Raw genomic sequence first — 19190 nt, 5'->3', positions numbered from 1 at the left:
GCCGCCCCGAAGGGCGGCTGACTGTTTGTCGCGATGGAGGCCTGACCGGGAATCGAACCCGGGTGCAAGGATTTGCAGTCCTCTGCGTCACCACTCCGCCATCAGGCCATTTGAGTCTCGAAACCGAGCCCCGAACCATCGCGAGGGGCGTCAGCTATCAGATCGGATTGTCGGCTGCAACGCACGGACCTATAAGCGCCGCAGATTTATTTGCTTACGCCGACCTGAAGGACCTCGGAACCATGGATTTCGCCGCTGCACGCAAGGTCATGCTGGACTCGCAAGTCCGTGTGAACGACGTCACGGACCGCGACCTGCAGGCGGCTTTCGGGGCCGTCGAGCGCGAACGCTTCTGCGCCGCTGACCGCGCCTTCTCCGCCTATGCCGATATCGAGCCGGAAGTGGCGGGCGAGCGTCGCCTGATGCTGCCGCGCGATCTGGGCAAGCTGATGCAGGCGCTGGACGCCCGCGCCGGTGAAAAGGCGCTGGTCATGGCGGGTCCCTACGCCGCCGCCGTTCTGGCGCGCATGGGCCTGAGCGTAACGGTGCAGGATTCGGACGCCGCGGTGTTCGAGGTGACGGGCGCGGCCCTGGCCGACGAGGGCGTCGCCACCGTGGTCGCACCGCTGAGCCAGCCGCAGGGCGAGGGCTATGACCTGATCGTCAGTGAGGCTGCCGTGCCGGTGCGTCCCGAATCGTGGATCGCAGCTCTGCGGCCCGGCGGTCGGCTGGCCGTGGTTGAGCGCAGCGGACCGATCGGCAAGGCTGTGCTCTATGTCCGGGGCCGCGAAGGGGTTTCGCGTCGCGAATTGTTCGACTGTGCGCCGCCCGTGTTGAGCGAGTTGATTCCCGCGCCTGCTTTCGCTCTCTAAATGCGCTGAGGGCGAGCGACGGACTTCAGTGTCGTTAGCGTGAAAAAAACTTAACTGGCGTAAGGTGAGGCTTGCCTCCAACTACGCCATTGAAGGCACCACAGGCGCACCGTCGGGGCGTCAGGCAGGAACAGGTTCATGTTGAAACGCTCGCGCGCGCTCGCTTCAGTCGCTCTGGTCACTCTCGCGATGGGGGCTGGCGCGGCTCCTGCGTGGGCCGAGACCTTGCAGGAAGCGATCGGCCTGGCCTATCGCACCAACCCGACGCTGTTGGCCCAGCGCGCCAACCAGCGGGCGCTTGACGAGACTATCGTTCAGGCGCGCGCGGGCTTGCGCCCGACGGTCAGCGCCTCGGCCGGGATCGACTACAGCAGGACGCGGACGGATCGCGTGACGACGGCGGGCCAGTCGATCGCTATCGACACCAACGGCGACAATGTTCCAGACGCTGTCGGCGTGCTGCCTGGCTCGTCTATCGGCGGCACGACCGAAAGCGACGGCGCCACCGCCAGCGTCAGCCTGTCGCAAAACATCTGGACAGCTGGGCGCACGGCACGCGGCATCGACGCCGCCGAGGCCAATGTCCGCGCCGGCCGCGAGAACCTGCGTGATATCGAACAGCAGGTGATGGCCTCGGTCATTCAGGCCTATGCCGATGTGGTGCGGGACATGGAGATCCTGCGCATTCGCCAGGAGAACATCACCGTCCTGCGTCGTCAGCTCGACGAATCCAACGCCCGCTTCGAAGTGGGCGAGATCACCCGCACCGACGTGGCTCAGTCCGAAGCCCGTCTGGCCCAGTCGGACGCCGATCTGGCCAATGCCCAGGCGCAACTGTCCGTGTCGCGTGCGGCCTATGCCGCCGTGGTCGGCCAGGCGCCGGCCAATATGGAAACCTTGCCGGTCCTGCCGGGGCTGCCGACCGATTTCGACGGCGCGCTGGACGTAGCCCTGGCTGAGAACCCTGGCGTTCTGGCCGCGACCTACGCCCTGCAAGCGGCGGAGGCCAATGTGGCTGCGGCGCGGGCCGAATACCTGCCGTCGGCGCGTCTTTCGGCCTCCTACGGCGGCACGGCCAATGACCTGTCGGGCTTTGACCTGACCGACCGCACCAGCTTTACCGCCGGCGCGACCGTGTCGGTGCCATTGTTCACCGGCGGTTTGAACCGTTCGCGCGTGGCCCAGGCGCTTGAGCGCGCCAACGCCGCCCAGATCAGCGTCGAAGGCGAGCGTCGCGGCGTGCTGCAGAGCGTCAGCTCGGCCTACGCCCAGACCGTCGCCGCCAAGTCGACCCTGCAAGCCGGTCAGGAAGCCGTTCGCGCGGCATCGGTCGCCGCCGAGGGCGTTCGCCAGGAAGCTCAGGTCGGTCTGCGCACCACGCTGGACGTGCTGAACCAGGAACTGGAACTGCGCTCGGCCCAGGTGACGCTGGCCAGCGCCAACCGCAATCAGTACGTCGCCCAGGCTCAGCTCCTGGCCGCCATGGGCCGTCTGGGCGGACCCGACCTGGACCCGACGATTGACGCCTATGACGCTGAGGCCAACTACAAGGCGGTTCGCAACCGTGGCGGTCTGCCGTGGGACGGCGTGGTCGAGGCGCTGGACCGCGTCGCTTCGCCAGGGATCACGCCAGCGACTGACGTCGAGGATGCGCCGATCGACACCCAGCTGAAGAGCGAAATCGTCCGCACCGCTCCCCGCAATTGACGTGAGATTAGCCTGACAGGCGAAAAACGTCCGTTGATTCCGGCGGGCGTTGGTGCGACGACAGTGACAAGGGGAGGGCGAGTCTGTTTGCCTGGCCCTGATCGTCGCGCGCCGTCTGGCGCCTGTCGGCGGTCCCCCTAAGGTTCAGCCCCGCTCGCCCAAGGTTCTGCCATGACCGACCAGACCGCCCAAGAACCGACGATGGAAGAGATTCTGGCGTCGATCCGCCGGATCATCTCTGAAGACGACGCGCCGGCCGAAACCGCCGCCGCAGCGCCCGAGCCGGTCGTGGAAGCCGCGCCGACGCCCGAGCCCGTGGCCGAAGCCGTTGAGCCGGCCCCGGTCGAGGACGAGGTTCTGGAGCTGACCGAGCGCTATGAAGCCCCCGCCGCCGAGTCGATAGGCGACCTGGAAGTGGCCGACGTGGCTCCGTTCCCGGCGGCTGAACCGGCGCCCCAGCCGTTCGCCGCTCCGGTCTATGATTCTCTGGTCGGCGAAAGCGCCGCCGCCAGCGCCGCCTCGGCCTTCGCCGGTCTGGCCGCCACCTTCCAGAAGCCGGAAGCGCCCGCCGCGTCCGCGCCGCAGGACCTGCCCTTCGTCAGCGGCAATACGGTCGAGGCCATGGTCCAGAACATGCTCCGCCCGATGCTGAAGGACTGGCTGGACGCCAACCTGCCGGGCATCGTCGAAGCCCAGGTACGCAAGGAAGTAGAACGCATCGCCCGCAACGCCGGCTAGCCCTTCGCTTCACCAGACACTAAGTCTTAGAGGGCGGCTCCGGCGGGGCCGCCCTTTCGCATTCAAGAAACCCACCCCTCATGCAGCGACGCACCGCGTGCGGAGCGGTAGGGACCTAAAGAGAAAACAATGCTCGAGAAAACTTTCGAACCCCAGGCCGCCGAACCGCGTCTCTACGCCCAGTGGGAAGAGAGCGGTCTGTTCGCGCCGCGCGCGGCCAAGCCGACGGACGGCGCCGCCGACGCTTATTCGATCGTTATTCCGCCGCCGAACGTGACGGGCTCGCTGCACATCGGCCACGCGCTGAACAATACGCTTCAAGACATCCTGGCCCGCTATCACCGGATGAAGGGCAAGGCCGTGCTGTGGCTGCCCGGCACCGACCACGCCGGCATCGCGACGCAGATGGTGGTCGAGCGCCAGCTGGCCGCCGCCGGCAATATCGGGCGTCGCGACATGGGCCGCGACGCCTTTGTCGATAAGGTGTGGGAATGGAAGGCGGAATCGGGCGGCACCATCGTGCGCCAGCTGCGCCGCCTGGGCGCGAGCTGCGACTGGTCGCGCGAGCGCTTCACCCTGGACGAGGGCCTGAACGCCGCCGTCCGCAAGGTCTTCGTTAAGCTGCATCAGGACGGCCTGATCTATCGCGACAAGCGCCTGGTGAACTGGGACCCGCATTTCCAGACCGCCATTTCGGACCTGGAAGTCGAACAGCGCGAGCAGGACGGCCACTATTGGCACTTTGCCTATCCGCTGGCTGACGGCGTCACCTATGAGCACCCGACGACCTTCGACGAGGACGGCAAGGCCACTGAGTTTGAGACGCGGGACTTCATCGTTGTCGCCACGACCCGCCCTGAGACCATGCTGGGCGACACCGGCGTGGCGGTTCATCCTGAGGATGAGCGTTACGCGGGATTGGTCGGCAAGGCCGTGATCCTGCCGATCACCGGGCGTCGCATTCCCATCGTCGCCGACGACTACGCCGATCCGACCAAGGGCTCGGGCGCGGTGAAGATCACCCCGGCGCACGACTTCAACGACTTCGGCGTCGGCAAGCGCGCCGGTCTGGCCGCGCTGAATGTGATGGACGCCTTTGCGCGCATCACCAACGAGGACGTGCCGGAAATCCCCGCCGATCTGGTCGGTCTGGACCGCTTCGCCGCGCGCAAGGCCATCGTCGCCCGCGCCGAGGAAGAGAACTGGCTGCGCGAGATCGAGAAGACCAAGCACGTCGTTCCCCACGGCGACCGCTCGGGCGTGGTCATCGAGCCGTGGCTGACGGACCAGTGGTACGTTGACGCCCATACCCTGGCCCAGCCGGCGCTGAAGGCGGTGGAGCAGGGCGACACGGTCTTCGAGCCCAAAAGCTACGAGAAGATCTATTTCGAATGGCTGCGCAACATCGAGCCCTGGTGCATCTCGCGTCAGCTCTGGTGGGGCCACCGCATTCCGGCCTGGTATGACGCCGACGGCCAAATCTACGTCGCCGAAACCGAGGAAGAGGCCATCGCCCAGGCGGGCGGCAAGGCCCTGACGCAGGACGAGGACGTCCTCGATACCTGGTTCAGTTCGGCGCTGTGGCCCTTCTCGACCATGGGCTGGCCCGAGAAGACCGAGGATCTGGAGCGCTTCTATCCGACCAGCGATCTGGTGACGGCGGCGGACATCATCTTCTTCTGGGTGGCCCGGATGATGATGATGGGGATGCACTTCATGGACGGCGAAGTCCCGTTCAAGCGCGTCATCATTAATGGTCTGGTCCGCGACGAGAAGGGCCAGAAGATGTCGAAGTCCAAGGGCAACGTCATCGATCCCCTGGGCATCATCGACGAGCTGGGCGCCGACCCGCTGCGCTTCACCATGGCCATCCTGTCGGGCACGCGCGACATCAAGTTGTCGAAGCAGCGCATTGAAGGCTATCGCAATTTCGGCACCAAGCTGTGGAACGCCGCACGCTTCAGCCAGATGAACGAGGCCAAGCGGGTCGAGGGCTTTGATCCGGCGACCGTCGTGCAGACGATCAACCGCTGGATTCGCCATGAGCTAGTGGACGCTGAGCGCAATATTAGTGCGGCCATTGAGGGGGGGCGGTTCGACGACGCAGCCTCCGCGCTCTACCGCTTCGTCTGGAACGTCTTCTGCGACTGGTATCTGGAACTGGCCAAGCCAGTGTTCAACGGCGCCGACGAAGCCGCCAAGGCCGAGACGCGAGCCATGACGGCCTGGACCATCGACCAGACGTTGAAACTGCTGCACCCGGTCATGCCCTTCATCACCGAAGAACTGTGGGCCGAACTGGGCAAGGAAGGTCCGGCGCGCGAGGGCCTGCTGATCGGCTCTGAATGGCCGATGTTGCCGGACAGCTATCGCCACATCTACGCCCATTCAGAGGTGAACTGGGTGATCCGTACGGTTACGGAATTACGCTCCGTCCGTGCTGAGATCGGCGTGCCGGCCGGTGCGAAGTTGAAGCTAGCTTTGTATAGGCCGACCGAAGATATCGCAGATCTGTATCGTCGCCATGACGACACGCTTCGCATCATGGCGCGCCTCGCTGAGATTACGGAGGTCGCGGCGCAACCGGCTGGATCAATCGCCGTTTTTGCAGGCGGAGCGTCCGCCTTCATTCCTTTGGATGGCTTGGTTGATATTGCTTCCGAACGCGCGCGTCTTGAAAAGGAGATCGCCGTCTTCGAGAGCGATATCGGTCACGTGAACAAGAAGCTGGGCAATCCCAACTTCGTGTCGCGCGCCGCGCCGGAGGTGGTGGACGAACAGCGCGCCAAGCTGGCCGAGGCCGAAGCGGGCAAGGTCAAGTTGCAGGCCGCGCTGGCGCGTCTGGATGAGATGGCCGGCGCGTGAGAAAGATCCGGCTGGATCAGCTGCTCGTCACGCGCGGCCTGACGGAAAGTCGCGCCAAGGCCAAGGCGGCGGTCGAGGCGGGGGGCGTCACCGTGGACGGGGCGCCCGCCAGGTCGGCGTCCCAGTCCGTCAGCGATGACGCCGAAATCGGCTATGCCGCCGCTCATCGCTGGGTCGGGCGCGGTGCGCTGAAGCTGGAACATGCGCTGGACCTGTGGCCGGTGGCGGCGGAGGGGCGGGTGGTGCTGGATGTCGGCGCCTCGACCGGCGGATTCACCGAGGTCTGTCTGGATCGCGGCGCGGCGCGGGTCTTCGCCGTGGATGTTGGATTCGGGCAGATGCATCCGAAGGTCGCCGCCGATTCGCGCGTGATCAATCTGGAGCGGACCGACGCGCGGGATCTGACGCCTGAGATCATTCCTGAGGCGCCGTCGCTGATCGTCTGCGACGCCAGCTTCATCGGGCTGTCGAAGGTGCTGCCTGCCGTTCTTGATCTGGCGACGCCGGACGCGGACCTGATCACCCTGGTCAAGCCGCAGTTCGAAGGGGCGGGCCCCAAGGACGCGGGCAAGAAGGGCGTGGTCAAGGACCCCGAGGCCCATGCGGCGGCGGTCGAAGGCGTACGCGCCTGGCTCGAGAGCGTCGGCTGGAAAGTTCAGGAAACGGCGGAAAGCCCGATCACGGGCGGTGACGGCAATGTCGAGTTCCTGATGTGGGCTCGCCGGGCCTGATCCCAAAAGAATAGAGGGCCGCCGGATAACCGGCGGCCCTCTTCACGTCGTCGATCGACAGGGGGGCTGAAACTTAATCGACGACGCGATAACGGCCGTTCTGGTCGGGGCAGGTGCGCACGTAGCGCGTCTCGCTGCGACCGTCGGGCAGACGAATGACGCTCTCGGCGAGGCGGCAGTCGTCGTTGTTCTGGTTGTTTTGGTAGCGATAATCCGGCGTCGGCTGGCTGTAGCCCTGGTCGTACTCGCGATAGTCGCGGCCGTAGCCGTCATCGTAGCGACGATCATGCCCCGAGTTGTCGTAGCCATAGGCCGGCGGGACATAGGTTCCGCTATAGGACTGGTTGTAGCCGGTGTTCGAGCGATAACGGCTGTCGCAGTTGGCGGAGCTGTTGCCCACCCCGGCGCCGATGGCGGCGCCGAGCACGCCGCCCAGGACGCTGCCCTCGGTGCGACGACCGCGCGCCGCCAACTGCGAGCCGGCCACGGCGCCGATGGCGGCGCCCAGCACGCCGCCGCCGGTCGCCCGGCTACGCTGATCGCCCACGCAGGGGTCATTGTAGCGACCCTGCGAGCCGTAGCTGTTGTAGGCGGGCGGATAGCCGTAGCCATAGGTCTGGGCGCTGACGACGCCCGGAGCCATGAGCGAACCGGCCACAGCGAGGGCGGCGACAGCAGCGGCGGATGCTTTTTTGGACAGATGACCGATCATCGTTCGTGTTCCTGTGACAGATCCCGAAGCTGAACGGCTTCGCTACGCTGTCTGTTGCATCGAGAAATAGGGGGGCGAAGCTGAACGGCTTTTGATCGTGTCGTTCATCTTCGTTCAGGTTTCAGATTTGGCGCGAGAGCGGCTAGAAGCCCGGCCATGACGCAAACGCTGACCATCGCCCGCATGGGCCACCAGGGCGACGGGATCGCCGAAACGCCCAATGGCCTCGTCTTCGTGCCGGGCGCCCTGCCGGGCGAAGTGATCTCGGCCGAGGTCAAGGACGGACGGGCGGAGCAGTTCGACCTGCTCGAACCCAGCCCTGACCGCCGCCCGATCCATTCGGAAACCTATGCTGAGTGCGGCGTCGCGCCGATGCAGCATTGGGCTGACGAACCCTATCTGGCCTGGAAGCGTGAGGTGGTCATCCAGACCCTGGCGCGCGAAGGCATCGAGACCGAGGTCGAGGCCACCGTCGCCGTGCCGCAAGCGAGCCGCCGCCGTCTGGCGCTGCATGCGCGCAGCGGCCCGGGAGGGCGCGTCCTGCTGGGCTTCAAGGCGCGACGGTCATGGCGGCTGGTCGAGCTGACCGACTGTCCCGTGTCCGATCCGGCGCTGATCGCCGCCCTGCCGGGTCTGGCCAAGGTGGCGGCGCCCTTCCTGGGGCATCCGAAGTCTGCGCCGACCCTGCACGTCACCCTGACCGACACCGGGCTGGACGTCGATGTGACCGGCGTGGAGAAGAAATCAGGCGGACTGACGGCGGACGTGAGGGCGCGAGCCATCGTAGCGGCGCATGAGGCTGATCTGGCGCGGCTGAGCCTGGATGGCGATACCCTTGTGATGGCGCGTCAGCCGCGCATCACCTTTGGCCGGGCGACCGTGCCTCTGCCGCCTGCGGCCTTCCTGCAAGCCGCGCCGGCGGCCGAGGCGGCCATGGTCAGCCGCGCGGTCGAAGCGGTGAGGGGGGCCAAGAAGGTCGCCGACCTGTTCTGCGGCGCCGGCACCTTTACCTTCCCCCTGGCCGAGGTGGCCGGCGTCATCGCGGCGGATTCGTCTGCGGCCTCCATCGCAGCGTTGAAGGCGGGCGTGTCCACGGCTCAGGGCCTGAAGACCATTGAGGCCCAGGCGCGCGACCTGTTCCGCCGCCCGCTGTCGCCCTACGACCTCAAGGGCTGCGAGGCCATCGTCATTGATCCCCCGCGCGCCGGAGCCCTGGAACAGACCCAGCAATTGCCGGGGACCAAGGCCGGCTTGGTGGTCGGGGTGTCGTGCAATCCCCAGACCTTCGCCCGCGACGCCCGCATCCTGATCGACGCAGGGTTCCAGCTAGAGAAGGTCACGCCCATCGATCAGTTCCTGTGGTCGACCCACGTTGAACTGGTCGGTGTCTTCCGGCGCTAAGGTCTGGTCGCCACTCACGGACGGCCTCATAGAGAAACGTACATGGAGCCCCGGCCTTGGATGGTCGGCAATAGGGATGCCCCTCATTTGATCGAGCAATATGGATGGTCCGAGCAACTGGCGGCGGCCTTTTCGCCGCACGCGCGGGCAGGCCACACGCCGGGGCGGGTCATCCTTCAGCAAAGGGACGGCTATCTGGTCCTAACGGATCAGGGGGAACTGCGGGCCAAGGCTTCGGGGCGCCTGCTTCACGAGGCCAAGGAGATCGGTCATCCGGCTGTCGGCGACTGGGTTGCGCTTTCGCTGAGCCCGCAGGAACACACCGCCACCATCCACGCCATCCTGCCGCGCAGCACAGCCTTTGTCCGCCGGGCGGCCCACAGCTCGCGCGGGCTGCAGATCATCGCCGCCAACATCGACGTGGCCTTTATCGTCACCTCGCTGAACGCAGACCTGAATCCGCGACGGATACAGCGCTATCTGGCCGCCGCGTGGCAAAGCGGCGCCCGGCCAGTGGTGGTGCTGACCAAGTCCGATCTTAGCCCCGATCCAGAAGCTCTGGCCGCGGAGATCACTGCGCTGGACGTCGATTGTCCGGTGCTGCTGGTCTCAGCGCGGGAGGGGCTCGGCCTCGAGGCCCTGATCGATCAGGTGAAGCCCGGCGAGACCTGTGTCCTGATCGGCTCCTCCGGCGTCGGCAAGTCGAGCCTGGTCAACGCCTTCCTGAACGAGGACCGGATGGCTACCCAGGCCATCCGCGAGTCCGACGACCAGGGGCGCCACACCACCAGCCACCGCCAGCTGATCATGCTGCCCGGCGGCGGGATGATCGTCGACACGCCCGGTATTCGCGAAGTCGGCCTGATCGACGCCGAAGAGGGCGTCAGCGCAGTGTTCGATGACATCGAGCACCTGCCCCAAGACTGCCGCTTCAGCGACTGCAGCCATGCCAATGAGCCGGGCTGCGCCGTGCGCGCGGCTTTGGAAGACGGGACGCTGGACCCCGACCGCTGGGCGCATTTCCAGAAACTGAAGCTTGAACTGGCGGCGGCGGAAGAGAAGGCGGACCGGGTGGCCAAGGACGCCGAGCGCCGTCGCCTCGCCGCCCTTCAGAAGCACTACCGCGCCACAAAGCGAAATGATCGCGGCTCTCGCGATTGATCCCCCGCGATCACCGGATCGTTTACCGAATCTAGGCGGATTCACCGAGCAAACGGGCTAGGGGTGGGGTTCCACTCTCATGAGACATGACCATGCCTGCTTATACAATCGTCACCACCAGTGCGACCGAAGGCAGCGAGGCGGCTGAAGTCAGCACGCTCGCCGACGAGTTCGTCGATGCCAGTGAAGCCCTGGGGTATTCGCGTCGCATGGCCGAGGAAATGGTCGGCATGGCCCGCCAGCTGATGCTGGACTTCGACTACAGCAATGTCGGCCTCTATGAGGGCGACCTGCTCGAAGAGGACCTGAACCCTGAGCATCCCTCGTTCATCGGGATCTGGGTGCTGGACGAGGACGGGGCCGCATTCGTCACCGCTGAGGAATTCGACGCGGGTGAAGTCGAGGCCGACGCGTCGTAGGTCTGTTTCTCCAACGGGATTTTCGCCTTGCCTGGACTGTGGCTCTCACTGTCGCACAGGTGGGGCGAAAATCGCCTCGCGGCTCCGGCTAGACGAAGCCCACGTTAGGCCTAGTCCACCGCCCGGCAGTTGGCCGGGGCGCGGTCGACGACGGTCCACACGGCCCGGTCGCCCTTGCCACGCAGGTCGTGGTTGCTGGCCCTGTACCAGATGCCGTCGGCGGCGCGCTCCTGATAGAGATCGACCGCTTCGCCGTTAGAGGTGCGCAGGGTCGCCATCTGACGTGGATTGTCGAAATCGACGGTTAGTCGCTCGCTGTTGTCGCAGAGGTAAACCGCGCGGACGACGCGGTTCAGGGCGCGGTCCTGAATTTCAGCGCCGGTGCGACGGCTGGCCGTCTGGGCCTCCAGCGCGCGTTCACGAACCTCGTCTCCATCGGTGGGGGCCCTGCGTGGCTCTGGCGCGCAGGCGCCGAGCAAGGCGGTCAGGACTAAGGCCGGGGCGGCGCGAAGGAGCGGGTGCGACAAGCGAAGGCCTCCAAGGTCAAGCTGTGGCGTCAACGCACCGTGGCGGTGCGCGTTCCGCGTCGGGCGCGGAAGAAGGCGCGCAGGGTCTCGGCGGCGGGTTCGGCCATGACCCCGCCCTCGACGGCGGGGCGCCAGTGGCAGGTCGGCTGATCGAAGAAGCGACCGCCGTTGACGACGGCGCCGCCCTTGGGATCGTCGGCCCCCCAGACGACCCGACCGATGCGGGCGTGGCTGATGGCGCCGGCGCACATGGCGCAGGGTTCCAGCGTTACATAAAGTGTCAGGTCGGTCAGGCGATAATTCTGCAACGTTGCCGCAGCATCACGCAGGGCCACGATCTCGGCATGAGCCGTCGGATCATGGGCTGTTATGGGGCCGTTCTGCCCACGACCAACCACTTTGCCGGTCGATTCATCGACAATTACTGCGCCGACCGGCACTTCGCCCGCTTGCGCCGCAGCTTGCGCCAGATCGAGCGCCATGCTCATGAACCGCTCATCATGGATCGCCATCCCAAAGACAACGACAAGAACCCCCGCTTCCGTCAAGACGACGGCCCACGCGGTCCCCATAAATTCGCCGGCGCGCGCCCCGACAAGGGCGGCTTCGCAGACCGCAAAGGCCCGCCACGCGGCGACCGCAAGGATGATCGCGGCGACAAGCCTTTTGTGAAGGGCGCAGGCAAGGGCGGCCCGAAAGGCGCCTCCGTCGGCAAGGAATCGGCTACGCCCGCTCGCAGCGAGCGAATCGCCAAGGCCATGGCCCGCGCCGGCATCGCCTCGCGCCGCGAGGTCGAGCGTCTGATCGGTCTGGGCAAGGTGGCGGTCAACGGCCGCATCCTGGACACGCCCGCGACCCTGGTGACGCGCGACGATGTCATCACCGTCAACGGCAAGCCGATGGGCTCGGCCCAGGCGACCCGCGTCTGGCGCTATCACAAGCCGGCTGGCCTGCTGACCAGCCACAACGACCCGGCGGGCCGCCCGACCGTGTTCGACGCCCTGCCCAGCGGTCTGCCGCGCGTGATCTCGGTCGGCCGACTGGACATGAACACCGAAGGTCTGCTGCTGCTGACCAACGACGGCGAACTGAGCCGGGCGCTGGAAATGCCGGACACGGCCCTGGTGCGCCACTACCGGGCCCGAGCCCGTGGCCGCATCACCCAGGCCGAGCTGGACAAGCTGAAGACCGGCTGCACCGTCGACGGCATCCACTATGGCCCGATGGAAGCGACCATCGACAAGGCCAAGGAAAAAGAGGACGGCGAGCGCAGCTCGGCCAACCTGTGGATCAGCGTCTCGATCACCGAAGGCAAGAACCGCGAAGTCCGCAAGGTTCTGGAGTCCATCGGCCTGACCGTGAACCGACTGATCCGCCTGGCCTATGGTCCGTTCCAGCTGGGCACTTTGCCCGTCGGGGCGGTCGAGGAAGTCGGCCCGCGCGTGATCCGCGAAATGCTGGCCGAGCACATCCGGCCCGAGAACCTGCCGACGGGCAACACCGTCTCGACCCCGGCGCCGATCCCCGGCCGTCGCACGTCTTCGCCCATCGTGGCGGGCCGGTCGGGTTCGGCCATGTCTGACCCCTCGCGCAAGCCCAGCCGCGTCCGTGCGGCCACGGAAGCCACCGAGAACGCTGTCGACCGTCGCGACCGTCCGGCCAAGAAGGAAGGCTGGGCCAAGTCCGCGCCGAAGTTCGAGCACACCAAGACCTTCAAGCCGCGCGCCCGTCCGGAAGCCGCCCAGGGCGGCGAGTGGTCGGATCGCCCACGCAAGCCCTTCAACCGCTCCGAGCCGCAACTGATTGACGACCGTCGCGCCCCCCGTGACGGCGCCAAGGGCGGTTTCGGCGAGCGTCCGAAGCGCGACTTCCAACCCCGCGACGGCGTCCGTTCAGGTGACCGTCCGCAACGCGATTTCAAACCGCGCGAGGGCGGCGCCAGCGATCGTCCACAGCGGGACTTCAAACCGCGCGACGGCGCACCGCGTTCCGGCGGCAAGCCCGGCGGCTTCGGCGCCAAACCGGGCGGCTTTGGTTCCAAGCCTGGCGGCTCGCGTCCGACCGGCGACAGGAAGCCGTTCGGCGGCAAGCCTTCGGGCGGTCGTGGCGGTCCGCGCGGCCGCAGCTAAGGGCTGGACGGGGAGCTGACCATGGTCGAAGTCAAGGACGGCGCCCGCCTGGCGGGTCGTTGCCTTTGCGGCGCGGTGAGCTTCACCGCCGTGCCGCAGGGCGGGATGCACGCTTGTCACTGTGAGAACTGTCGCCGGATTTCGGGCGGCGTCTCGCTGAGCGTCAACTGCGGCGACAGCGTCGCGGTTGACGGCCCCCTTGCGACCTATTCTTCGTCGGAGTGGGCGGAGCGTCAGTTCTGCTCGGCCTGCGGCTCCAGCCTGTTCTGGCGGTTGAAGGCGGGCGGCATGACCATGGTCTCGGTCCAGGCCTTCGACGACCCCGCCATCTTCGCCTTCGAGGACGAGATCTACATCGAGTCCAAGCCCGCCAACTATGACTTCGCCGGCGACCGCCCGCGCTTGACCGGCGCGGAGGTCGAGGCTCTATACGCGCCAAGCGAGACCTGACATGCGGATCGTTGCCGGCAGCCTGAAAGGGCGCGCCATTCTCGCGCCTGAGGGGCAGAATACGCGTCCGACCTCGGACCGGGCGCGTCAGGCCATCTTCAACGTGCTGGAACACGCCTCGTGGGCCGAGGGTCTGCGGGATGCGCGGGTCATGGACATCTACGCCGGGTCGGGCGCGCTCGGTTTCGAGGCCCTGTCGCGCGGCGCGGCCTTCGCCCTGTTCGTCGAAATCGACGACGGCGCGCGCGGCGTGATCCGCGAGAACATGGACGCCTATGGCCTGTTCGGTCGGGGGCGGGTGCATCGACGCAGCGCCATCGACCTGGGCGAGCGTCCCGGCTCGGTGGGCGAGGCGTTCGACCTGGCCTTCCTCGATCCGCCCTACGCCAAGGGCCTGGGCGAACAGACGCTGGCGCGGCTGCGCGAAGGCCAGTGGCTGAAGCCCGGCGCCATTGTGGTGTTCGAGCGCGGCTCGGACGAACCGGATATCGACACGCCGGGCTATGAGCGTCTGGACACGCGCGACTATGGCGCGGCGCGGGTCCTGTTCCTGAAAAGCGAACACTGATACCCATGGCGTCTGTCTTTGGGCGGACGCGGAGGGTGTCATGTTTGGACGGATTGCACGGCGCGCACTGATTGGCGCGGCCTTGGCTATCGGACTAGCTCCCGGCGTCGGGTGGGCGCAGGTCGCATCTTCGGCGATCCCAGGCTTTCCCCATGCCAAGGTCTATGTCGAGGCGGGCGAAGGGGCCCGGCCCGTGGTGGTGATCCTGCACGGCGCGGACGGCGGGACCGAAGCGGGCGACCGATTCGGCCCGATCCTGGCCGGGATGGGCTATGCGGCGATGGGGCTGCCCTATTATTCGCCGGACTGGGCCGAGTTTGGCCCGCCCAAGGCTCTGCCCGAGATCGCCGGCAGCTTTATCGATATTCGGGTGGACCAACTGGCCGAGCTGCGCGACGCCTTGCGCGGCATGCCCGGCGTCGATGTGGAGCGGTTTGGGTTGTTTAGCGCCTCAAAGGGGGCGGAGTTCGCCCTGATCGCGGCCAGCCGCTACGACTGGATCGACGCGGTCGTCGCCTATGCGCCCACAGACGTGGTCTGGGAGGGCTGGGGCCTGGAGACGCTGGAGGCCGAGGGCACGCGCTCTTCGTTTTCGTTCGACGGAACGCCGCTGCCCTTCATGCCCTATCGCGGATTCGTCGAAGGACTGCTGGCGGGACCGGGCAAGGCGGACCTACGGGCCATCCACGCCAATGGGCGGGCGGACCACCCTCAGAAGGAGGTAGAGGCGCGCATTCCGGTGGAGGCCTATGCCGGGCCGCTGATCCTGATTGCGGGCGAGCGGGACGCCCAGTGGGATTCGGTGGCGGCGGCGCGGGCCATCGTGGCGTCTCGTGAAACGGCGGGGCGGGAGACGACCGCCCTGATTTATCCCGAGGCGGGGCATGATCTGGTCGGCGACGGCGGGCCGCGCGACAGCCCGCGCAGCGGCGGTTCGCCCGAGGCCGATGCGGCGGCGCGTCAAGACGCCTGGCCCCAGGTGACGGCCTTCATGGCGGCGGCGCTGAAACCCTGACGGACGCACGCGACCTCTGTGTCGCGCGCGTCCTTGGGGTCAGAAACCGCGTCCTGAGACGCGGTTGTCCAGTTGGCTGCGCAGGCGGGCCAGCCCATCGCGATTGACGACATAGGGGCCGCCGTTTCGCGACTTGATGACGCCCTTGCGTTTCAGGCTGCGCCATTGCTCGAGATCGCAGCCGTCCAGCACCCAGCCTTCGCGGGTGAAGCAGCGGGCGGCGGTGATACGGCCCTGATCGTCGCGTTCCAGCAGGATGCGACCGCCCTGGGCCAGGGCGTGGAGCGTGCGTTGTTCCGCACGGGAGATGTTCATTTTCAGATTGTCCGGGACAGGCGTCGGCGTGCGCCCGGCGTCGATCATTCAGACGCGGGGCGTTGCGAGCGGCCACGGACGGATTTTCAGCGTCCGGGCCTCAGGCCGTGAACACATTCTCAGACATAAACAGTCCCAACAGGTGAGGGGCGAGTGATAGCGAGGCCGGCTGCCGGTTTCAATCCTTGCGGCGCAGCTTCCGAGCCAGACCGCGCGCGCCGGCGGTTACGTCAGACCAGGTGATATCGAAGCCGTCGTCGTCGCCGAAATAGGGATCGGCCACCGGCTGGCCCTCGCGGCCCTCGACGTGATCCAGCAGCAGGCTGAGGTCGGCCATGGCGTCGGCGGGGGCGAGGCGGCGCAGGTTGGCGAGGTTCTCCTCGTCCAGGGCGACGATGTGGGTGAAGCGGCGGAAGTCTGCGGGCTTCACCTGACGCCCGCGCAGGATGGAGATGTCGACGCCGTTCTTGCGCGCCACGGCCTGGGCGCGCGGGTCGGGCGGAGAGCCGACGTGCCAGTCGCCGGTGCCGGCGGAATCGACGATGACGTCCAGCTTCAGGCGACGGGCCTCTTCACGGAAGGCCGCCTCGGCCAGGGGCGAGCGACAGATGTTGCCGAGGCAAACGAAGAGGACGGAGGGGGTCATGAGGTCAGGATAACTGAACAGCGAGGACTGTGAATGCTCCCTTTGCTCCGCTCATCCCGGCGTCCGCCGGGATGAGCGGGGAAGGGGGGATCACCTACGCCCGAACAGCTTTTCGAGGTCGTTAAGCTTCAGCTCGACGTAGGTCGGGCGGCCGTGATTGCATTGGCCGGAGTGGGGCGTAGCTTCCATCTGGCGCAGCAGGGCGTTCATTTCGGGGGCGCTGAGGACGCGGCCGGCGCGGACGCTGCCGTGGCAGGCCATGGTGCCGCAGACCTCGGCCATCCGCTCCTTCAGCGACAGGGCGGCGCCGTGTTCGGACAGGTCGTCGGCGATGTCGCGGATCAGGCCCTGAACATCGGTGTCGCCCAGTAGGGCCGGGGTTTCGCGGACCAGCACCGCGCCGACCCCGAAGGCTTCGACGATCAGGCCCATCTCGGCCAGTTCCTCGGCCTTGGCGGCGACGCGCTCGGCTTCGGCGGCGTCCAGTTCGACGACCTCGGGCGTCAGCAGGGCCTGACGGGTGACGGCGCCGGTGGCCATCTGGGTCTTCATCCGCTCATAGACGAGACGTTCGTGGGCGGCGTGCTGATCGACGACGACCAGGCCGTCGCGGGTCTGGGCGACAATGTATGTGCCGTGCAGTTGAGCGCGCGCGGCGCCGAGCGGGTAGTCGATCAGGTCGGGCGGCGTCTGGGCGCCGGGCGCGAGCTGGCCCGCATGCTCGGCCTGGATCTCGCCCAGGGTGCGGAAGCTGGGCGCGGCGGCTTCGCCGCTCCAGGTGTGCTCGACGCGGGCGGAGCGTTCGTTCAGGCCGGGCAGGTTCTGAGCGGCGGCGGCCGGTTGCGACCAGCCCTGCCAGCCGCTCCAGCCGGGCGCTGCTTGGCCGAAGGACTGGGCTGACGGCGAGGTGGGGCTGTAGAGGGCCTCGCCCGTATGCGGGCGGAACCCCGACAGGGCGTCGGCGGCGACCGTGGTCGAGGCGCGGTGGCCGGCGGCGTGCAGGGCGTGACGCAGGGCGCCGACGATCAGGCCGCGCACCAGAGCCGGATCGCGGAAGCGAACCTCGGCCTTGGCGGGGTGGACGTTCACATCGACGTAGAGCGGGTCGATGTCGAGGAACAGCGCCGCCGCCGGATGCCGGTCGCGGGCCAGGAAGTCGGCGTAGGCGCCGCGCAGGGCGCCTTGCAGCAGACGGTCGCGCACCGGACGGCCGTTGACGAACAGAAACTGATGCGCCGCATTGCCGCGCGAATAGGTGGGCAGGCCCGCATAACCGGACAGGCGCACGCCATCGCGCTCCTGATCGATCAGCAGGGCGTTGGCCTCGAAGTCACGGCCCAGCAGGGCGCCGAGGCGTTTCAGGCGGCCTTCGAAACCGGGATGCTCAGCGGGCAGGCGCAGCGTCACCTTGCCATCCAGCGACAGGGTGAAGGCGACGGCCTCGTGGGCCATGGCCTGACGCTTGATCTCTTCCGAGATGGCCATGGCCTCGGACCGCTCGGACTTCATGAACTTCAGGCGGGCGGGCGTGGCGTAGAAGAGGTCGCGGACCTCGACCCGGGCGCCGTGCGGGCCGGGGAATCCGGCGGGGGCGACGACCTTCTGATCGCCGCCGTCCACGGTGACGGCCCAGGCCTCGCCTTCATCGCGGGCGCGCGTCGTGATGGTCAGGCGGGCGACCGAGCCGATGGAGGGCAGGGCCTCGCCGCGGAAGCCGAGGGTGGAGATACGCAACAGGTCCACGTCGCCCGCGTCGTCGGGCTCCAGCTTGGACGTGGCGTGGCGCTCGACCGCCAGCGGCAGTTCGTCTTTCGGAATGCCCTTGCCGTCGTCGGCGATCAGGATGCGGGTCAGGCCGCCGCCGTCCGCCTGGATCTCGACACGCGAGGCGCCCGCGTCCAGCGCGTTCTCGACCAACTCCTTGATGGCGCTGGCGGGGCGTTCGACCACCTCGCCGGCGGCGATGCGGTTGACGGTTTCGGGGGGGAGGCGGCGAATGGGCATGTGAGTCGCAAGATAGGCGGGCGACGCGCGGGGCGCACCTCAATCCGCATTTTTGCACGAACGGGGCTTGAAGGTCAGCAATCGCAACTTATACTGTTGCAGTCCGAGCGGCGCGCCGACGGATAGACGAACCGTATCTGGGCCTCGTGTCCAGTCCTGAACATTCAACGAGGTCCTCCCCATGAAGATGCAGCATATTCTGGCCGTTTCCGCCTTCGCCCTGCTGGCCGCCTGCAGCCAACCCGCCGCTGACAAGACCCCCGCCGCTGACGCCGCTGCGACCGCTCCGGTCGAGCTGAAGGCCCCGGCCGGCGTCTATGTCATGGACCCGACCCACGCTTCGCTGCAGTGGTCGATCGGCCACAACACGATTTCGAACTACACCGCCCGCTTCAACAAGTTTGACGCCAAGATCACGCTGGACCCGGCCAACCTGGCCAACAGCACCGTCGAGGTCAGCATCGACCCGACCTCGGTCGACGCCAACTATCCGGGCGACTACACCGGCACCCACGCGGCCACCGGCTTCAAGAGCTGGAGCGAGGACATCGCCCGGAACAAGAACTTCCTGAACGCCGGCGCCTTCCCCCAGATCACCTTCAAGTCGACCAAGGTCGAGCTGACCGGTCCGCGCACGGCCAAGGTGACGGGCGACCTGACCTTCCTGGGCGTGACCAAGCCGGTGACGCTGGACGCGACTTTCAACGGCGAGATCGAGAAGCACCCCTTCATGCAGGTTCCGACCCTCGGCTTCGCGGCTGAAGGCAAGTTCAAGCGCTCGGACTTCGGCATGGCCGTCGGTCCGGTGGGCGACGAAACCACCATCCGCTTTGACGGCGAGTTCCTGCAGCAGGTCGCTCCGGCCGCAGCTGCCCCAGCCGCCTAACAGCTGACCCTTCGCCGTCATCCCGGACAGCCGACAGGCTGATC

At 67.2% G+C, this 19190-nt stretch carries 19 protein-coding genes and 1 tRNA gene; 13 read left to right on the top strand and 7 right to left on the bottom strand.

Going from position 1 to position 19190, the window contains the following annotated elements; all coding sequences use genetic code 11:
* Window positions 1-34 precede the first annotated feature (34 nt).
* A tRNA-Cys gene (locus tag DXK21_RS04440) sits at window positions 35-108 on the bottom strand.
* 134 nt (window positions 109-242) lie between these two features.
* On the opposite strand from DXK21_RS04440, the gene DXK21_RS04435 reads away from it, so the two are divergent.
* The 5 genes from DXK21_RS04435 (at window position 243) to DXK21_RS04415 (ending at window position 6913) form a co-directional block, all read left to right on the top strand.
* Window positions 243-872 (top strand): protein-L-isoaspartate O-methyltransferase family protein, encoded by a 630-nt coding sequence (locus tag DXK21_RS04435; RefSeq protein ID WP_114816565.1) that lies wholly within the window; start codon window positions 243-245, stop codon window positions 870-872.
* A gap of 138 nt (window positions 873-1010) precedes the next feature.
* Window positions 1011-2579, top strand: a complete 1569-nt coding sequence (locus tag DXK21_RS04430) for a TolC family outer membrane protein (protein WP_114816564.1) — start codon at window positions 1011-1013, stop codon at window positions 2577-2579.
* A 171-nt stretch (window positions 2580-2750) separates the two neighbouring features.
* Window positions 2751-3317, top strand: a complete 567-nt coding sequence (locus DXK21_RS04425) for a DUF2497 domain-containing protein (RefSeq protein WP_114816563.1) — start codon at window positions 2751-2753, stop codon at window positions 3315-3317.
* Between the two features lie 129 nt (window positions 3318-3446).
* Entirely contained in the window at window positions 3447-6182 is a 2736-nt protein-coding gene (locus DXK21_RS04420; RefSeq protein WP_114816562.1) for a valine--tRNA ligase, read from the top strand.
* Complete coding sequence (locus tag DXK21_RS04415) at window positions 6179-6913, top strand: TlyA family RNA methyltransferase (protein WP_245945097.1); 735 nt, start codon at window positions 6179-6181, stop codon at window positions 6911-6913. Before DXK21_RS04420 ends, DXK21_RS04415 begins: the two co-directional genes overlap by 4 nt.
* A 73-nt stretch (window positions 6914-6986) precedes the next feature.
* On the opposite strand, the gene DXK21_RS04410 is transcribed toward DXK21_RS04415, so the two are convergent.
* On the bottom strand, window positions 6987-7625 hold the full coding sequence (locus DXK21_RS04410) for a glycine zipper 2TM domain-containing protein (protein ID WP_114816561.1): 639 nt from the start codon (window positions 7623-7625) through the stop codon (window positions 6987-6989).
* 156 nt (window positions 7626-7781) lie between these two features.
* Here DXK21_RS04410 and DXK21_RS04405 point away from each other — a divergent pair, with 156 nt between their 5' ends.
* From DXK21_RS04405 to DXK21_RS04395, 3 genes are all read left to right on the top strand, one after another.
* Window positions 7782-9026: a class I SAM-dependent RNA methyltransferase gene (locus DXK21_RS04405; protein WP_114816560.1), complete on the top strand. Its 1245-nt coding sequence runs from the start codon at window positions 7782-7784 to the stop codon at window positions 9024-9026.
* A gap of 87 nt (window positions 9027-9113) precedes the next feature.
* Entirely contained in the window at window positions 9114-10187 is a 1074-nt protein-coding gene (rsgA, locus tag DXK21_RS04400) for a ribosome small subunit-dependent GTPase A (protein WP_114816559.1), read from the top strand.
* A gap of 92 nt (window positions 10188-10279) precedes the next feature.
* A complete protein-coding gene (locus DXK21_RS04395; RefSeq protein WP_162790576.1) occupies window positions 10280-10606 on the top strand; it encodes a hypothetical protein in 327 nt (108 codons plus the stop codon).
* A gap of 110 nt (window positions 10607-10716) precedes the next feature.
* Here DXK21_RS04395 and DXK21_RS04390 read toward each other — a convergent pair whose 3' ends face one another.
* Window positions 10717-11133, bottom strand: a complete 417-nt coding sequence (locus DXK21_RS04390; protein ID WP_114816557.1) for an MliC family protein — start codon at window positions 11131-11133, stop codon at window positions 10717-10719.
* 29 nt (window positions 11134-11162) lie between these two features.
* Window positions 11163-11645 (bottom strand): tRNA adenosine(34) deaminase TadA, encoded by a 483-nt coding sequence (gene tadA / locus DXK21_RS04385; RefSeq protein ID WP_114816604.1) that lies wholly within the window; start codon window positions 11643-11645, stop codon window positions 11163-11165.
* On the opposite strand from tadA, the gene DXK21_RS04380 reads away from it, so the two are divergent.
* From DXK21_RS04380 to DXK21_RS04365, 4 genes are all read left to right on the top strand, one after another.
* Window positions 11634-13262, top strand: a complete 1629-nt coding sequence (locus DXK21_RS04380; RefSeq protein ID WP_114816605.1) for a pseudouridine synthase — start codon at window positions 11634-11636, stop codon at window positions 13260-13262. The two genes, tadA and DXK21_RS04380, sit on opposite strands and share 12 nt — an antisense overlap.
* Before the next feature lie 21 nt (window positions 13263-13283).
* Complete coding sequence (locus tag DXK21_RS04375) at window positions 13284-13712, top strand: GFA family protein (protein WP_114816556.1); 429 nt, start codon at window positions 13284-13286, stop codon at window positions 13710-13712.
* Window position 13713: 1 nt separating this feature from the next.
* The gene (rsmD, locus tag DXK21_RS04370; protein ID WP_114816555.1) at window positions 13714-14280 is read left to right on the top strand and encodes a 16S rRNA (guanine(966)-N(2))-methyltransferase RsmD; all 567 of its coding nucleotides are present in this window, start codon (window positions 13714-13716) and stop codon (window positions 14278-14280) included.
* Between the two features lie 82 nt (window positions 14281-14362).
* Window positions 14363-15295 (top strand): dienelactone hydrolase family protein, encoded by a 933-nt coding sequence (locus DXK21_RS04365; RefSeq protein ID WP_162790575.1) that lies wholly within the window; start codon window positions 14363-14365, stop codon window positions 15293-15295.
* Window positions 15296-15334: 39 nt separating this feature from the next.
* On the opposite strand, the gene DXK21_RS04360 is transcribed toward DXK21_RS04365, so the two are convergent.
* The 3 genes from DXK21_RS04360 to mutL all read right to left on the bottom strand — a co-directional run bounded on the left by DXK21_RS04360 (window position 15335) and on the right by mutL (window position 18260).
* Window positions 15335-15610, bottom strand: coding sequence for a YjhX family toxin (locus DXK21_RS04360; RefSeq protein WP_114816603.1), 276 nt, complete (start codon window positions 15608-15610; stop codon window positions 15335-15337).
* 178 nt (window positions 15611-15788) lie between these two features.
* Window positions 15789-16256: a low molecular weight protein-tyrosine-phosphatase gene (locus tag DXK21_RS04355; protein WP_114816553.1), complete on the bottom strand. Its 468-nt coding sequence runs from the start codon at window positions 16254-16256 to the stop codon at window positions 15789-15791.
* A 90-nt stretch (window positions 16257-16346) separates the two neighbouring features.
* Entirely contained in the window at window positions 16347-18260 is a 1914-nt protein-coding gene (gene mutL, locus DXK21_RS04350) for a DNA mismatch repair endonuclease MutL (RefSeq protein WP_114816552.1), read from the bottom strand.
* Window positions 18261-18441: 181 nt separating this feature from the next.
* Here mutL and DXK21_RS04345 point away from each other — a divergent pair, with 181 nt between their 5' ends.
* Complete coding sequence (locus tag DXK21_RS04345) at window positions 18442-19146, top strand: YceI family protein (RefSeq protein ID WP_114816551.1); 705 nt, start codon at window positions 18442-18444, stop codon at window positions 19144-19146.
* The last annotated feature ends 44 nt before the right edge of the window (window positions 19147-19190 follow it).

This window comes from Brevundimonas bullata, from assembly GCF_003350205.1.
Classification (GTDB): Bacteria; Pseudomonadota; Alphaproteobacteria; order Caulobacterales; family Caulobacteraceae; genus Brevundimonas; species Brevundimonas bullata.
The sequence above is the reverse complement of the archived record's forward strand: the minus strand, read 5'-3'. Positions and strand labels throughout refer to the sequence as shown.

Bases quoted from the DNA above. Each gene is read 5' to 3' on its own strand.
- DXK21_RS04435 (WP_114816565.1), top strand. From the start codon at position 243: ATGGATTTCGCCGCTGCACGCAAGGTCATGCTGGACTCGCAAGTCCGT.
- DXK21_RS04430 (WP_114816564.1), top strand. From the start codon at position 1,011: ATGTTGAAACGCTCGCGCGCGCTCGCTTCAGTCGCTCTGGTCACTCTC.
- DXK21_RS04425 (WP_114816563.1), top strand. From the start codon at position 2,751: ATGACCGACCAGACCGCCCAAGAACCGACGATGGAAGAGATTCTGGCG.
- DXK21_RS04420 (WP_114816562.1), top strand. From the start codon at position 3,447: ATGCTCGAGAAAACTTTCGAACCCCAGGCCGCCGAACCGCGTCTCTAC.
- DXK21_RS04410 (WP_114816561.1), bottom strand. From the start codon at position 7,625: ATGATCGGTCATCTGTCCAAAAAAGCATCCGCCGCTGCTGTCGCCGCC.
- DXK21_RS04405 (WP_114816560.1), top strand. From the start codon at position 7,782: ATGACGCAAACGCTGACCATCGCCCGCATGGGCCACCAGGGCGACGGG.
- DXK21_RS04395 (WP_162790576.1), top strand. From the start codon at position 10,280: ATGCCTGCTTATACAATCGTCACCACCAGTGCGACCGAAGGCAGCGAG.
- DXK21_RS04380 (WP_114816605.1), top strand. From the start codon at position 11,634: ATGGATCGCCATCCCAAAGACAACGACAAGAACCCCCGCTTCCGTCAA.
- tadA (WP_114816604.1), bottom strand. From the start codon at position 11,645: ATGGCGATCCATGATGAGCGGTTCATGAGCATGGCGCTCGATCTGGCG.
- DXK21_RS04375 (WP_114816556.1), top strand. From the start codon at position 13,284: ATGGTCGAAGTCAAGGACGGCGCCCGCCTGGCGGGTCGTTGCCTTTGC.
- rsmD (WP_114816555.1), top strand. From the start codon at position 13,714: ATGCGGATCGTTGCCGGCAGCCTGAAAGGGCGCGCCATTCTCGCGCCT.
- DXK21_RS04360 (WP_114816603.1), bottom strand. From the start codon at position 15,610: ATGAACATCTCCCGTGCGGAACAACGCACGCTCCACGCCCTGGCCCAG.
- DXK21_RS04355 (WP_114816553.1), bottom strand. From the start codon at position 16,256: ATGACCCCCTCCGTCCTCTTCGTTTGCCTCGGCAACATCTGTCGCTCG.
- mutL (WP_114816552.1), bottom strand. From the start codon at position 18,260: ATGCCCATTCGCCGCCTCCCCCCCGAAACCGTCAACCGCATCGCCGCC.
- DXK21_RS04345 (WP_114816551.1), top strand. From the start codon at position 18,442: ATGAAGATGCAGCATATTCTGGCCGTTTCCGCCTTCGCCCTGCTGGCC.